The organism is Ideonella sp. WA131b (assembly GCA_023657425.1).
Taxonomy (GTDB): domain Bacteria; phylum Pseudomonadota; class Gammaproteobacteria; order Burkholderiales; family Burkholderiaceae_C; genus Rubrivivax.
Map to the genome: position 1 here is coordinate 859,927 of JAGTJW010000001.1, position 14,992 is coordinate 874,918.

Sequence of the window (14,992 nt, forward strand, 5' to 3'; positions counted from 1 at the left end):
GCAGCCCCCTTGCATCGCCCAACGAATTCAAACGACATTGCACATTCGAAAATCGCATGTGGATGGCTACACCACCGCCCACCCTCGTGATCGTCGGCGGCGCCGCACCGACCTTGGCTCAGCCCAAGACGCAGGCAGGCTCAGTGGCGGTGTGCCTGCGCGTCCTCGGCCGGCAGCACCTCCAGCAGCGCCGCCGGTGCCTTCAAGCCGGCCCCGGCTGGGCCGGCAGCTGGCCGCGCAGCACGAACTCGTCGTGGTGCGCATCGGCCAGCGTGGCCGTGCCCTCGCAGCCGTGGCTCACGCGCAGCGTGGCCTTGTAGGGCTTGCCGGCCTGGGCCTGGGCTTCTTCGAGCGTGACATGGGCCGAGGCCGGGCCCGCGCTGGCGGCCGCCAGCGAGATGCAGAGAAGGCTGAGGTGGATGGGCGTCATGGCTTTGCTCACTGGTCGAACTTGCGTTCCGCCACGACGGTGCGCAGTGGGTAGGGGTGGAAGTTCCAGTACAGCTCGTTGCTGAGGTTGTCGATGCCCAGCGCAGCGCTCCATTGCCGCGTGGCCTGCCAGCGCAGACACAGGTCGGCCACGAGGAGCTTGCTCGCGCCTTGGTAGCGCGCGCCGTTCGGATCGCTGTTGTCGAGGCTGTTGAACTGCTGCCCGCCGTAGCGAACACCCAGGGTGCCGCTGAGTGCCTCGGTCGGCCGCCAGGTGGCCACGGCGTTGGCGCGCCAGCGTGGCACGCGCGGTTGCCACTTGCCCACGCTGGCCGGGAAGCGGCTGTTGGCGGTGATGATGGAATCGGCGAAGGTGAGGCTGCCGCTCAGGTCGAGCCGGCGCACGCCCAGGTCGCGGGCCGACGCCGCCAGCTCCAGGCCCTGGGTGCGGATGCGCTCGACGTTCTGGACGTTGGTGACGTTGGGCGTGACCGTGGTGTTGGTCTGGCTGTACAGCGCGTCACGCGTGGCCTCGGTGAACAGCGTGGCGCGCAGCGTGGCGCCCGGCTGCCAGGCCCACTCGCTGCTGAGCTCGGTGGTCCACGAGTCCTCGGGCTTGAGGTTCGGGTCGCCGTTGCTCAGCGCACCGGTGCTGGCGTTGACGCCGCCCTGGAACAGCTCGCTCACGGTGGGGAAGCGCAGCGCCCGGCCGCTGGACAGCTTCAGCGACCAGTCGTCACGCGGCTGCCAGCCCACGGCCAGCTTGGGGCTGGCGGCGGCCTCGCGGCGCGTGGGGTGGGCAAAGGCACCGGCGCCGCTGGTCGTCAGGCCGCGTTCGGCCTGCCACTGCTCCAGCCGCAGGCCCAGCACCGCCTTCCAGTCGGTGGCAAAGGCCCAGGCGTCCTGCGCCCACAGGCTGGTGAGCGAGGTGTTGCCCTCAAAGCGCGAGGCGGGGTTGCCGGCCGCTGGCGCGCCGGCCAGCCAGTCCGCCGTGGTGGAGACCTGGTTGCGCAGCTGGTGCGCGTCGCGCTGCAGGCCGAACTCGATGATGTGGCGGCCGGCGTCCCCACCGCTCGCCCCACCGGGCCGCCAGGTGCCCTTGGCGGCCAGGCTGTGCCAGCCGGTGCCGGCCTGGTCGGTGATGCGGCCGCCGGCCGGGTTGGCGGCCGTGGCCGCGGTGGCGGCCACCGGCGCCCAGGCGCGCACCTCGTCGCGGGCGTAGTCGTACCGGCTGGCCGCGAGCTGCCCGTCGAACACCCCGCGCGTGGTCTGGCGCAGCGCCAGGCCGTGCATCACGTGCTGCAGCCGCTCGCGCGTGCGGCCGAAGTCGGCGGCGCTGAGCGTGTAGCCGCGGCCGTCGATGCGGATGGCGCGCGTGCCGCCCACGCTGGTGGGGAAGTTGTCGGGCCGGATGTCCACGCGCTGGCCGCTGCCGTCTTGCAAAAAGCTCTCGGGCTGGCGCTCGACGCTGTTGTCCCAGAAACCCAGCGTGTAGCTGGCGCGCAGCGTGGGCTGCAGCCGCCAGGCCAGTTTGAGCTTGGCGTGGTCCTGCAGCGTGCGGGCCTGGCTGCTGGTGCCGATGAGCAGCCCGTCCTGGTTGAAGCGGTTCTTCTCGGCCACGGCGCCCGTCACGGCCTCGGCGCCGGCGGCCGGGGCCGCGATGCTGGGTGCGCGTGTGGCGTAGACGAGCGGGTGGCTCTCGCTGTCCTGCCGGCTCAGGTTGAACCACCAGGCGACGTCGCCCGCGCGGCTGCCGATGCTGGCGCTGGCCTGGCCGCCGCCAAACCGGCCATCGGTGCCGTAGGCGTCGTAGCGCTGCGAAAAGCCCGCCACCTTGGCGTAGGGCTCAAAGCGCGTGGGCATGCGCGTCACGTGGTCCACCACCGCGCCCACGCTGTTGCCCGGGTAGGCGGCGCTGAAGGGGCCGTAGAGCACGTCCACGCGCTCGATCTCCTCGGGCGTGACGAGGCCCCAGCGCGGCGTGAAGCTGGCCCCGTTGCCCAGCAGGTTGCTCAGCAGGATGCCGTCGGCAACCACCCGCGAGCGCGCGCTGTTGCCGGTGCCGCTGGCGCGCGTGGACAGCACGGCGTGGTCGTAGTCGCCGATGTAGCGCTTGCGCACCAGCAGGCTCGGAAAGTACTTCAGCGCATCGGCGCTGTCGGTGGCATTGATGGTGGCGTCGATCTCGGCGCCGCTGATGCCTTCGATGGTGGTGGGGATCTGCGTGGGCAGCGAGCCCAGACGGTTGGCGGTGACGCTGACGATGCCGGCGTTGCGGCTGTTGGCGGTCGGGGCGTCGATGACGTCGGCGGCGCGACTCTGCCGCTGCGCAGGAACAGGCAATGCAAGGCACAACAGGCAGGCCCGCGTGGTGGCCCGCAATGGAAAACGAACACGCACGGAAAAACTCCTGAAGCCCGCCGCGCTTTTGCCCAGAGCATGGGCTGGCGGCAGGACGAACCCAGAGGGCCTCGCATCGCAGCCACCCAAAGGGCAGGCGCGACGGGGCCGGCGACGAGGGGTTCAGCCCAGGAGCGGAGGGCCGCGCGGCTGCGCGCTGCGCCACGTGTGCGCAGTGTGTGGCGCCGTCAGGAAGCGGGTCGGCACGTACGCCGGCCCGGCCGGGGCCACGCGCCAGGCCAGGGCCGGTGCCGGCATGGGCGGCGCGTCGTGCTGCAGCCGGCACAGCGGGCAGTGCTCGGTGTGCCCGGCCTTCGAACCCGGCTCGGCGGCATTGGCCGGCGCGCCAGGCTCGGCCAGACTCACCCAGCGCAGACCCTGCGGCGTGCAGATCTCGGCCCGGTAGGTGTCATCGGCCACCACGGCCGCCAGCAACTGCGAGACCGTCGGCAACAGGCTCACCGCAAAGATCGCGACCAGCGCGATCCAGTGCGGCAAGGGCGAGTGACGGCGCTTCCCAGTCATGGCGGCGCGCGTGTAGGCGCATCACGCTGCGGGTTCGGGGCACGGCCCTCGACTCGGGCCAGGCGCCTGTCGCGACTCACTTGCGCGTGAAGATGCGGTCGAACACGCCGCCGTCGTTGAAGTGCGTCGCCTGCGCCTTGGTCCAGCCGCCGAACACCTCGTCGATGGTGAACAGGTTGACCTTCAGGTTGAAGGTGCTGGCGTACCTGGCCGCCACCTGCGGGTCGCGCGGGCGGTAGTAGTGCTCGGCGGCCAGCGTCTGGCCCTGCGGTGTGTACAGAAACTCCAGGTAAGCCTGCGCCACGGCACGCGTGCCCTTGCGGTCGACGTTCTTGTCGACCACGGCCACGGGCGGCTCGGCCAGGATGCTCAAGCTGGGCACGACGATGTCAAAACGCGTCGGGCCGAGCTCCTTCACGGCCAGGAAGGCCTCGTTCTCCCAGCTCAGGAACACGTCGCCCACGCCGCGCTCGGCAAAGGTGGTGAGCGAGCCGCGCGCGCCGCTGTCGAGCACCGGCACGTTCTTGTAGAGGTCCGCGACGAACTTCTCGGCGCGGGCCGGGTCGTTGCCGTACTTGCGCAGCGCAAAGCCCCAGGCAGCGAGGTAGTTCCAGCGCGCGCCGCCGCTCGTCTTGGGGTTGGGCGTGATCACGCTGATGCCGGGCTTGACGAGATCGTCCCAGTCCTTGATGCCCTTGGGGTTGCCCTTGCGCACCAGGAACACGATGGTGCTGGTGTAGGGGCTGGCGTTGTGCGGCAGGCGCTTTTGCCAGTCGGCCGGGATCAGCCCGGCCTTGGCGTGCAGCTCGTCGATGTCGTAGGCCAGCGCCAACGCCACCACGTCGGCGTCGAGGCCGTCGATCACGCTGCGCGCCTGGCGGCCGCTGCCGCCGTGGCTCTGGCGCACGGTGACGGTGTCGCCGGTGCGGGCCTTCCAATGCTCGGCGAAGGCTTTGTTGAAGTCGACATACAGCTCGCGCGTGGGGTCGTAGCTGACGTTGAGCAGGTTGACGGTCTTCTGCGCGAAGGCGGCCGGGGCGGCGGCCGTCAGCAGGGTGGCCAGCCAGGCCAGAAGCAGGAATCGAAGGCGCATGGCGTGAGGAGTCAGAAGAAGGGTTGACCATGCTAGGAACGGCACCCTCGATCACCAACGAAGCTTTGGGCACTTGCTGATGCGGTGGGCGCAGCAGCGCCCGCGGATCGCGCCTGCTCGGTGACTCTGGAGTGACAACCGCGTCGGCTGTCGGAATTTCGTCCCCGTCACGGCACGTTCATGAAGGCGGGCAACGATCAGGCACTTTCCGACCACCATCTGCCGAGGCCCGCATGGACACCAGCCGCACTTCGTCAACCGACTTCGTAGATCCCGACGATCTGCCCAACAACACCAGCGCCAACGCCCACTTCGGCGAGGTGCTGGACCGGGGCCTGAACCGCCGCGGCCTGCTCAAGGGCGGCCTGGGTGGCGCGATGGCCGCCATGTTCGCGCCGGTGGCGCTCACGGCCTGCGGGGGCGACGACGACGTGGTGGTGAGTCCGCCTGCGCCGCCCACCGAGACGCTGCTGGGCTTCGGCGCCGTGGCGCGCACGCTGGCCGACACCAACACCGTGCCCGCCGGCTACACGGCCCGCGTCATCTGGGCCTGCGGCGACCCCATCGCCACCGGCGTGCCGGCCTACAAGAACGACGGCACCGACACCAACTACGCGCAGCGCATCGGCGACTGCCACGACGGCATCCAGTATTTCGGGCTCAACGCTGCCGGTGCGCGCGACGACAGCGCCAGCAGCCGCGCGCTGCTGGCCATGAACCACGAGTACATCACCCCGGTGGTGCTGCACGCGGCGGGCCCGAGCGCGCGCCCGCGCCCGGCTGCGGAGGTCGACATCGAGATCGACTGCCACGGCGTCAGCGTCGTCGAGGTGGCCAAGGACGCGGCCGGGGTGTTCCAGATGGTGCCCCAGGGCAGCCTCAACCGCCGCATCACCGGCCGCACGCCGATCGAGCTGTCGGGACCGGCGCGCGGCAACGCGCTGTTCGTCACCAAGTACTCGACCGGCGGCACCCGCACGCGCGGCACGCTCAACAACTGCGGCAACGGCAAGACGCCCTGGGGCACGCTGCTGACGACCGAAGAAAACTGGAGCGGCTACTTCGCCCGCGCGGCCGGCGACCAGGCGCTGCGCAGCGCCAAGGTCAATGCCAGCTTCGCGCGCTACGGCCGCAGCGTCACCGCCACCACCTCCGCCAGCAGCCGCTACGGCTGGGAAACCGGCGGCACCGGTGACGACTACGTGCGCTTCGACACCAGCGTCACCGGCACCAGCACCGACGGCAGCGACGACTACCGCCACGAGTGGTTCTGCCAGGGCTTCATGGTCGAGATCGACCCCTACAACGCCACCAGCACGATCAAGAAGCGCACCGGCCTGGGCCGCCTGGCGCACGAGAACGGCGCCTTCGGTCTGCCGCAGGCCGGCAAGCCGCTGGCGGTGTACATGGGCTGCGACTCGCAGAACGAGTACGTCTACAAGTGGGTGTCCACGGCCACCTGGAATCCGGCCGACGCCAACGCCTCGGACCGCATGGCCATCGGCGACAAGTACCTCGACGCCGGCAAGCTGTACGTGGCGAAGTTCAACGACGACGGCTCCGGGCAGTGGATCGAGCTGAGCATCACCACACCGGCCATCGTCGCCGCCAGCTTCGGCTTCACGGAGCAGGCCGAGATGTACATCCACACGCGCATCGCCGCCGACGCCGTGGGCGCGACCAAGATGGACCGGCCGGAGTGGGTGGACGTGCATCCGACCACCGGCGAGCTCTACATCACGATGACGAACAACAGCAGCCGCCGCACCGTGCCCACCGGCACGCAGACGCTGGTGGACGCCGCCAACCCGCGCGCCTATGTCGATGTGCGCGGCGGCACGACCACGCAAAACGGCAACGTCAATGGCCACATCGTGCGCTTCAAGGATGCCAACCCCGAGTCCACCAGCTTCACCTGGGACGTGTACCTCTTCGGCGCCGAGGCCGCGGCCGATCCGACCTACATCAACCTCTCGGGCCTGACGAACGACAACGATTTCTCCAGCCCCGACGGCCTGGCCTTCACCAAGAGCACGGGACTTTGCTGGATCCAGACCGACGACGGGGCCTACGTCGACGTCACCAACTGCATGCTGCTGGCCAGCGTGCCCGGCACGCTGGGCGACGGCGAGACGAAAACGCTGAACTACGGCGGCGGCGTCAGCGTCACCACGCGCCTGGGCAAGAAGCCGACGGCGGCGACGCTCAAGCGCTTTTACGTCGGCCCCTTCGACTGCGAGGTCACCGGCCTGTGCGAGGCGCCGGACGGCAAGACCATCTTCATCAACATCCAGCACCCGGGCGAGGGCACCGCGGCGGCCGACCTGGGCAACCCTGCCAAGTACACGAGCCAGTGGCCCAGCAACGTGGGCTATGGGGCTGGCAAGCGCCCGCGCTCGGCCACGGTGGTGATCACCAAGAACAACGGGCAGCGCGTGGGCACCTGATGGCGCTGGGGCGCTCCGGGCCACTTCGGCGGCGCCGTTGTGGCCCGCGCCTACTTGAGGCCGCTGATGTAGCTGGCGACCGCCTTGGTCTCGAGCTCGGTGAGCTTGCTGGCAATGGTGTGCATCACCGCGTTGTCGTTGCTGCGCTCGCGCTGGTTGAACTGGCGCAGCTGGCGCTCGGTGTAGGCCGCGTGCTGGCCTGCCAGCCGTGGCAGCTGTGCCGTGCCCTGGCCGTTGGCGCCGTGGCAGCCGGCGCAGGCTGGCACGCCCGCGTAGGGGTTGCCGCGGGCGTAGATGAAGCGCCCCACGAGCGCCAGCTCGTGGTCTTCGATGGCGTGCTGGTGCACCGGGCGGGACTCGTAGAACTGGCCCAGCGCCAAGAAGTCCGAGGACGTGAGTCCTTCGACCATGGGCTGCATCTGCGCACTCTTGCGGCGGCCGCTGGCGTAGTCGGCAAGCTGCCGCGCCAGGTACTGCGCGTTCTGCCCGGCCAGGCGCGGAAAGAGAGAGCTTGAGCTCTCACCGTCGACGCCGTGGCAGATGAAGCACTTGCCCTCGACGATCTCCTGCGCGCGCTTGAGGTCGGCGGCGGCGGGAGCCGGCGCGACGAGCACGGCCAGGGCGGCGATGGCCGGCGCGGCAAGGCGGTGGGCCATGCTCAGGGCTTGATGTAGGCCGCACCCGCCTTCTGCAGCCGGGCGAGGCGCACCACGCCGCTGGGCGTGAACTCGGCCTCCTGAATGAACTGCTCTTTTTTCAGGCTGCGGTTCCTCAGCGTGATCTCGCAAATCTCGAACCGCACACCGCGCGCCACCAGGGCCGCAACGGGGCCGGCGTAGGGGCTGCCGGCCGGATCCTTGGCGCCTTCCATCAGGAAGTCCACGCCCTGGGCGTGCGTGACCACGGTGATCTTCGCCGTCGGGTCGACGTCCAGGTGGTTGCGGATGTTGCGCAGGCCCTTCAGGCCCTGCGCCGCGGCGTCGTCGATGTGGTAGACGACGGGGTCTTGCGCCAGGGCGTAGCCCGGTGCCGTCAGCGCAGCGGCGACGGCGGCGCTGACCATGAAGCGGCGAAAGAACATGGTGATCTCCTCGGTTGGGACGCGCATCATGCCAAGCCCGGGTTGCCCTGCATGCCCAGGAGCCGCGGCGTGTTGATGCTGCGCGCCTTGACGCGGCCACCCGGGTTGCGGCCCTGGTCCTTCAGCCAGGTCTCCACCAGGTCCCAGACCATGGGGTGGCCGGCCCGGGTGGCCTCTTCGGCCACCGGGGCCCAGCCGGCCACCTTGTAGGTCTTGCCCGCCTCCAGGGGCCGGCCCTTCAGGCGCAGGTCGGTGATGCGGCCGCCCATCTCTGCGCCGGGATCGCAGGTGTAGGTGAGGCCACCCACGCGCACCATGTCCCCGCCCTGCTGGTAGTAGGGGTCGGGGTTGAACAGGTTGTCGGCCACGTCCTCGAGCACGGTCTTGATCATCTCGCCGCTCATCTCGGTGACGGTGGCGTACGAGTAGGTGGTGGCCAGCTGGTCCATCATCAGCTCGCGCGTGATGGTCTCGCCGGGCAGCAGGCTCGTGCCCCAGCGGAAGCCGGGCGAGAAGGCGATGTCGGCGCCGCGCACGTCCATCAGCGCGTCGCAGATCAGCTGGTCCCAGCTGCCGTTGAAATTGCCGCGGCGGTACAGCAGGCCGTCGGTCACGGCGAGCTTCTCCGACAGCTTGGCCTCGAACGGGGCGCGGATGCGCGTGATCAGCGCGTCCATCTCGGCATCGGGCCTGAGCATGTTCGCGAACACCGGCAGCAGCCGCCAGCGGTGCTTGGCGATCTTGCCGTCCTTCACCTGGAAGTCCATCACGCCCAGGAACTTGCCGTTGCTGCCGGCGTTGGTGACGAGCGTGGTGCCGCCCGGGCTCTTGACGGGCACGGCCACGGGCACGCCGTCGTGCGTGTGGCCGCCGAAGATGGCGTCGATGCCGCGCACGCGGCGGGCCATCTTCAGGTCGACGTCCATGCCGTTGTGGCTGATGACGACGACCAGTTGCGCGCCCTGGGCACGCGCCTCGTCGACCGTCTTCTGCATGTTCTCGTCCTGGATGCCGAAGGCCCAGTCGGCCACCATGTAACGCGGGTTGGCAATCGGCGTGTACGGGAAGGCCTGGCCGACGATGGCCACCTGGACGCCGTTGATGGCCTTCATCGTGAAGGCCTTGAACACCGGGTCGCCGAAGTCGGTGGTCTTGACGTTCTGGGCGACGAAATCGATCTTGCCGGCGAAGTCCCGCTCGACGATCTGCGTCACGCGCTTCATGCCGAGCGTGAACTCCCAGTGGCCGGTCATCACGTCCACCGTCAGGGCCTTGCAGGCGTCGACCATGTCCTGGCCGTCGGTCCACAGCGCCGTGGCGCTGCCCTGCCAGGTGTCGCCGCCGTCGAGCAGCAGCGCGCCAGGGCGGCTGGCCTTCATGCGCTTGACGAGCGTGGCCAGGTGCGCGAAGCCGCCCACGCGGCCATAGCGCCGCGAGGCGCGCTCGAAGTCGATGGCGGTGTAGGCGTGCGCCAGCGCCGTGCCCGGGCGCACGCCCGCAGCCTTGAGCAGCTGCTCGCCCACCAGGTGCGGGATCTGCCCGCGCATGCCGCCCACGCCGAGGTTGACGCTGGGCTCGCGAAAGCGGATGGGCTTCAACTGCGCGTGGCAGTCGGTCATGTGCAGCAGGCTCACGAAGCCCGGCCCGGTGCCCAGCGGCGGCAGGTCGTACAGCGCGTCCTCGGCCCGGGCGGCGTCGGCGTCCTCATGGGCCGCCAGGTTCATGCCGGCCACCGAGGCGGCGGCCAGCACCTGCATGAATTCGCGCTTGCTGAGGCTCATGGTTTATCAGTGACTGCTGATGTTTTGATGCTGAAAAAGCCCGGCATCGCCGGGCTGGGCAGGCGCGGGCCTACTGGTTCACGGGCGACTTCGGATCGAGCAGCAGCGCCATCACGTGCGCAATCTGCTTTTCGTCGAGGATGCCCATGTGGCCGAAGCGCGGCATGTTGGAACAGGCGTTGTAGGTCTTGCTGTTCCAGATCTTCATCCAGGTGTACTCGATGATCGACTGCGAGGTCGGCGCGAGGACGTCGCGCACGCCGCGGTTCTTGCCGTAGTTGACCAGGCTGGGTCCGATGGTGCCGAAGCTGACCTCTTCCTTGCTGATCTGGTGGCAGTTGTAGCAGCTGCCGCCGTTGGCGCTGGTGGCGGTGGAGCTGTCGGTCCAGGTCAGGCCGCGGCCGTTCTGGGCGATGCGCTCGCCCTCGCGCCAGTCACCGAGGTAGAGACCGCCGGTGGGCCACTTCACGGTGCTCTTGGCCTGGGCCATCACCTCGTTGGCCACGGGCTCGGCGGGCTCCTTGTCGGATGAGCAGGCGCTCTGGCCGAGGTCCTGGCGGATGCGCTCGGCCTTGGCGATGCCCTGGTCGCGGAACGCGGCAACGATCAGCCGGTTGGCCTCGGCGTCGAGCTCGGCGGCACTGGGCAGCGCCGTCGGCGCCGGGCCGCTGGCACAGGCGGCCAGCAGCAGGGCGGCGGGCACGGCGGCGATGAGGAGGGGGGTCTTCTTGGTCATGGTGTGGCGGCTCCCCGATCAGCGTTTGATGGCCGGCGCAATGGACTGCGCGCCCTTGGCGTTGACGCCCATGTAGGTGGCCAGTGCCACGGTGATGTCGCTGCCGAAGCCCGGGAACGGGAAGCGCATCTGCCGGAAGCAGTCGTTCAGCCGCAGCTGCATGCCCCACATCTGGCCGTTGCTCACCCGGTAGGCCGGCCAGGCGGCGAAGCCGATGCCGTCACCGGGATTCTTGGTGAGGTCGGGCAGGTCCTGCAGGCGGATGCGGATGTCCTTCTGCGAATGGCAGGCCGCGCAGCTGAAGTCCATCGGGCCGGCGCGGAAGAAGAACACGCGCTTGCCGATCTCGTAGCTCTTCTTCTCTTCGGGGTGGGCCTGGGACAGGTTGAAGCGCAGGCCGCGCGACTCGGTGGCGATCCAGGTGGCCAGCGCCGTGACGTTGGCCATCTCGCCGCGGCCGAAGGGGGTGCGGGCGATCTCGGCGGCGTTGAAGCCCTGAATCGTCTCCATGCAGGAAACGAGGCGAGATTCGAGATCCTGCACCCGGCCCGTGTCGGCAAAGTAACGCGGCAGTTCCACGAACACGCCCTTGACCACGCCCGGGCCCTTGCCGAGATCGCACTGCTCCAGCGAGGCGCCTTTCGGGCCGCGCTTCTGTGCCCAGAGTTCGCGGCCTTTCATCTCGAACAGCTCGGCCGGATTGCCGTCCTCGAGCATCTTGCGGTACTCGGCGATGCCGTCGGCGGTGGAGCGCTGCTGCGCCAGCGCCGGGGCCAGGGCCGCCAGGGCCGCGGCGGCGACGACCGCCCGTGCGCGGAGGGACTTCTTCATGCGCGGGGTCTCCGGGGTTGGACTCTTCGGCTGCGACCCGCCTGCGCGGGCCTGCGCCTGAGTATGGTCATCCGGCGTGCCGCTGCACACCCGGGCATGTACCGGGTGCCGTATCAGGACACGGTCGCTTCGTCGGTGCGTTTGTCGCCCTTGTTGTCGAGCCAGTTCACGGTGATCTTGTCGCCGGCCTTGGCGCCCTTGACGTTGAACTGCAGGAACGGGTTCTTCGCGATCGACGGGCCCCACTGGGCCTGCATCACGACCTTGCCGTTGTGGCTGGCGCTGACCTCCTGGATGAACCACGCCGGAACGAGCGCGCCGGCCGCGTCGCGGCGCTGGCCGGTCTCCATCTCGTGGCTCATGAGGACGCGGACGGTGGCCTTGTCGCCGGCCATCTGGGCGCGGATGCGCATCGGGTCTGCCATGGTCTTTCTCCTTGAATCGCGGGGGGGTGGATCGAGGCAGGGCTCAGCCGCCGCAGCCGCCGAGCGTGACCTTGATCTCCTTGCCGGCGAAGAGCACGCGCCCGTCGCCCATCATGGCCACGGCGTAGACGTTCGACGACTGGCCCATCTTCACGCGTGTGTTGAAGCTCGCGTCGACGGCGTCGGTCACGTCGAAGGCCGCCGCCAGCACGCTGGGGTTCTTCTCGACGAGGATCATCATGCGCCGGACGCCCGGCAGCGTGGTGCTGCAGCCCACCGGAACCACGGCGCCGTTCTCGGCGATGTCGGGGCCGGTGATCGTGACGTCCTTGCTCTCGGCCGGTGCGCTGCCGCCGAAGGCCTTGGCCGCATCGGCCATGGTCTTGGCGTCGAACGCGGCCTTGGGCCAGGCGGCATGGGCGGTGGCGGGCAGCAGGCCGGCGGCGGCCAACAGGCCGGCGACGTGGGCGCTGGTCGACATCATCTGGCGACGGGTGGTCATGGTCATCTCCTTCACGTGTATCGGGTGCGACGCCGGGGCGTCAGGGCTTGGCGCCTTCCGCCAGCCATTTTGCGATGGCCTGGGCGTCGGCGTCGGGGAGGGCTTGTGCCGGCATCGGGATCGCGCCCCACACGCCCTGGCCGCCCTGGAGGATCTTCTCCCTCATGTAGGCCAGGGCATCCGCGCGGCCCGCGTGCTTGCGGGCGATCTCGCGCAGGCCGGGGCCGACGACCTTGTTGTCGACGCCGTGGCAGGCCAGGCAGTTGTGCTGTCGGGCCAGAGCGAGCGCGGCCTGCGTGGCGGCGCTGGGGCCGGAGTTGGCGGCGGGGGCACCGGCGGCCGCCGGGCGGGCTGCGCTGCCCGGGGGCCGGGTGGTGTCGGCGCCGACCTGCGGGCCCACCAGGCGCTGCTGCTCGGCGAGGTTGCCGTGCGCGTTGCGCGCGAAGTCCGGCAGGAAGCTCGCGACCTGGGGCTCAACCGCGCAGTGGCTCATGCAGGCCGTGGCGCGCACGTCGGGCTTGCCGCCGTTGCCCATGGTGCGGCCCGGCCACAGGCCGTGGTCGGTGGTCATGCCCTTGCGGTTGGGCATGCGGGCCTGCACCTCGGCGATGTTGGCGTCGGACATCACGAAGTTGTCCGGGACCACGCCGCCCAGGTTCAGCATGAAGGCGGTGACGGCGTAGACATCGTCGGTGCTCAGCGACTTGGGCGCGTTCCAGGGCATGGCGCGGTGGATGTAGTCCCACAGCGTGGAGACCGTGGACAGCTTCATCAGCGTGGTGCGGCCCGGGAAGCTGCCGTCACGCAGCCGCGCGACGCGGCCGCTCTGGATGTCGGCCGCCGTCGTGCCGCCCACCAGCGGCGAGAAGACCTCGTTGCTCTCGCCGAAGATGCCGTGGCAGGACGCGCACTGCGCCTCCCAGACCACCTGCCCGCGCGACACCGAGCCGCTGCCTTTGGGCAGGCCCTTGAAGTCGGGCCGAACGTCGATGTCCCAGGCCCGCACCTCCATCGGGGTGGCGGCGCGGCCGATGCCGGGGAAGGCCGCGCTCTGGGCCCACACCGCACCGGCGGCCAGCAGGGCCATCGCGGCCACGCCCAGGCGCACCAGCGGTGCGCGACGCTCACGAGAGCTGGACATTCTTCACCTCACCGCCTTCCTGAACGAGCCAGGTCTGGATCGCGTTGTTGTGATAGATCGAGCGCGTGCCGCGCACGGCCCGCAGCTGGCGGTAGGTGGGCTGCACGTAGCCCGTGTCGTCGGTGGCGCGGCTTTGCAGCAGGGCGGGCTGGCCGTCCCACACCCAGGGCAGCGTGAAGCGCGTGAGGCACTTGTCCATCACCGGGCCTTGCAGCGTGGCCCGCCGCCAGTTGCGCCCGCCGTCGACCGAGACATCGACCCGGCGCACCTTGCCACGGCCGCTCCAGGCCAGGCCCGTGATCGTGTAGTAGCCCTTGTCGAGCAGCACCTGGCCGCCGCTGGGCGTGGTGACCACGCTCTTGCACTCCTGGATGCCGCTGTACTGGCGGTGCAGGCCGTCGGGCATGAGGTCGATGTAGTGGATGGCCTCGTCCTTGGTGGCCCAGGGCTGGTCGCCGACCTCGATGCGGCGCAGGTACTTCACCCAGCTCACGCCCTGGACGCCCGGCACCACCAGGCGCAGCGGGTAGCCGTTTTCGGGGCGCAGCATCTCGCCGTTCTGGCCGTAGGCCACGAAGACCTCGCCGTTCTCGATGAGCTCCATCGGGATCGTGCGCGTCATGCTCGAGCCGTCGGCGCCCTCGGCCAGCACGTAGCGGCCGCGTCGGTAGTCCGCCCCGGCCATGTCGAGCAGAATCTTCAGCGGCACGCCGGTGAACTCGCTGCAGCTGATCATGCCGTGGCTGTACTGGCAGGTGGGCACCGCCACGTTGCCCCACTCCATGCCGCTGTTGGCGCCGCACTCGATGAAGTGAAAGCGGCTCACCGAGGGCAGCCGCATCAGCTCGTCCATCGTGAAGACCATCGGCCTCTTCAGCATGCGCTCGTCGGAGCCGTTGAGCATCAGGCGGTGCCGGCTGGGGTCGATGTCCCACCAGCCCTGGTGATGGCGCTCGAAGTGCAGGCCGCTGGGCGTGACGATGCCGAACAGGCTCTGCAGCGGCGCGAAGCTCACGCTGGCCTGCCTGGTCTGCGTCAGGCCCGGGCTCTGGCGGCGCTGCACGTTCTTCTCGTACGGGCTGGGCTTGCCGTAGCCGTCCGTGACGACGCCCTGGCCCAGGCCCGTGGTGTGCGCCGGCAGCTTGAGGATGTTCGGGTCGCCGCCGTCGGCCGGCACCGGGTTGGCCTGCGCCGTGGCACGGCTGGCGACCGCCGTGCCGCCCGCGGCCACGGCCGCCGCGAAGGCGCTGCGGATGAAGTCGCGCCGGCCCTCCCGGGCCTCGCGGAACACCGCGCGCACGCCCTCGGCGCCGATGAAGTTCTCGGGCGCCTTGATCAGGCGCCCGGGCTGTCGATGGTTCGGCTGGGGGTCGTGCACGGCAGGCCTCGTTGGCGCGGACAGTTTTAGCATCCGGATATAAGCAATTATGAATATACAGGTCGCACTCTTGCACGAAGCTGCGCGACTTCGCTTCCGGACTTAACCCTCTGCGGTGCCGCGCAGCAGGTTCGCCCCGCGTGCGGAGCCCGTCGTTCGCCCGTCGATCGCCCTTCAGCCCTGCGTCCAGCCAGGGCTGCACGAACGCGAACCAGGCGCCTCC

General features: G+C 69.8%; 13 protein-coding genes and 1 pseudogene. 1 reads left to right on the forward strand and 13 read right to left on the reverse strand.

Annotation, left to right across the window (positions count from 1 at the left end; genetic code table 11):
• Positions 1-140 precede the first annotated feature (140 nt).
• From KA711_03985 to KA711_04000, 4 genes and pseudogenes are all read right to left on the reverse strand, one after another.
• Positions 141-430 (reverse strand): annotated as a pseudogene (locus KA711_03985) (DUF1775 domain-containing protein).
• A gap of 8 nt (positions 431-438) precedes the next feature.
• Positions 439-2,811 carry a TonB-dependent receptor gene (locus tag KA711_03990; GenBank protein MCM0608140.1) on the reverse strand — a complete coding sequence of 791 codons (2,373 nt, stop codon included), beginning with the start codon at positions 2,809-2,811 and terminating at the stop codon, positions 439-441.
• A gap of 141 nt (positions 2,812-2,952) precedes the next feature.
• A complete protein-coding gene (locus KA711_03995) occupies positions 2,953-3,354 on the reverse strand; it encodes a DUF2946 domain-containing protein (protein ID MCM0608141.1) in 402 nt (133 codons plus the stop codon).
• 76 nt (positions 3,355-3,430) lie between these two features.
• Positions 3,431-4,447 carry a sulfate ABC transporter substrate-binding protein gene (locus tag KA711_04000; protein MCM0608142.1) on the reverse strand — a complete coding sequence of 339 codons (1,017 nt, stop codon included), beginning with the start codon at positions 4,445-4,447 and terminating at the stop codon, positions 3,431-3,433.
• A 233-nt stretch (positions 4,448-4,680) separates the two neighbouring features.
• On the opposite strand from KA711_04000, the gene KA711_04005 reads away from it, so the two are divergent.
• Positions 4,681-6,894: a PhoX family phosphatase gene (locus tag KA711_04005; GenBank protein MCM0608143.1), complete on the forward strand. Its 2,214-nt coding sequence runs from the start codon at positions 4,681-4,683 to the stop codon at positions 6,892-6,894.
• 50 nt (positions 6,895-6,944) lie between these two features.
• On the opposite strand, the gene KA711_04010 is transcribed toward KA711_04005, so the two are convergent.
• From KA711_04010 to soxC, 9 genes are all read right to left on the reverse strand, one after another.
• Entirely contained in the window at positions 6,945-7,550 is a 606-nt protein-coding gene (locus KA711_04010) for a c-type cytochrome (protein MCM0608144.1), read from the reverse strand.
• Between the two features lie 2 nt (positions 7,551-7,552).
• A complete protein-coding gene (locus tag KA711_04015) occupies positions 7,553-7,975 on the reverse strand; it encodes a DsrE family protein (GenBank protein MCM0608145.1) in 423 nt (140 codons plus the stop codon).
• 26 nt (positions 7,976-8,001) lie between these two features.
• On the reverse strand, positions 8,002-9,756 hold the full coding sequence (soxB, locus tag KA711_04020; GenBank protein ID MCM0608146.1) for a thiosulfohydrolase SoxB: 1,755 nt from the start codon (positions 9,754-9,756) through the stop codon (positions 8,002-8,004).
• 70 nt (positions 9,757-9,826) lie between these two features.
• Positions 9,827-10,492, reverse strand: a complete 666-nt coding sequence (gene soxX, locus KA711_04025; GenBank protein ID MCM0608147.1) for a sulfur oxidation c-type cytochrome SoxX — start codon at positions 10,490-10,492, stop codon at positions 9,827-9,829.
• Between the two features lie 18 nt (positions 10,493-10,510).
• Positions 10,511-11,323, reverse strand: a complete 813-nt coding sequence (gene soxA, locus KA711_04030) for a sulfur oxidation c-type cytochrome SoxA (protein ID MCM0608148.1) — start codon at positions 11,321-11,323, stop codon at positions 10,511-10,513.
• Between the two features lie 113 nt (positions 11,324-11,436).
• Positions 11,437-11,748 carry a thiosulfate oxidation carrier complex protein SoxZ gene (gene soxZ / locus KA711_04035; protein MCM0608149.1) on the reverse strand — a complete coding sequence of 104 codons (312 nt, stop codon included), beginning with the start codon at positions 11,746-11,748 and terminating at the stop codon, positions 11,437-11,439.
• 43 nt (positions 11,749-11,791) lie between these two features.
• Positions 11,792-12,250: a thiosulfate oxidation carrier protein SoxY gene (gene soxY / locus KA711_04040; protein MCM0608150.1), complete on the reverse strand. Its 459-nt coding sequence runs from the start codon at positions 12,248-12,250 to the stop codon at positions 11,792-11,794.
• A 40-nt stretch (positions 12,251-12,290) separates the two neighbouring features.
• On the reverse strand, positions 12,291-13,391 hold the full coding sequence (locus tag KA711_04045) for a c-type cytochrome (protein MCM0608151.1): 1,101 nt from the start codon (positions 13,389-13,391) through the stop codon (positions 12,291-12,293).
• Positions 13,375-14,802, reverse strand: a complete 1,428-nt coding sequence (soxC, locus tag KA711_04050) for a sulfite dehydrogenase (protein ID MCM0608152.1) — start codon at positions 14,800-14,802, stop codon at positions 13,375-13,377. Before soxC ends, KA711_04045 begins: the two co-directional genes overlap by 17 nt.
• Positions 14,803-14,992 lie beyond the last annotated feature (190 nt).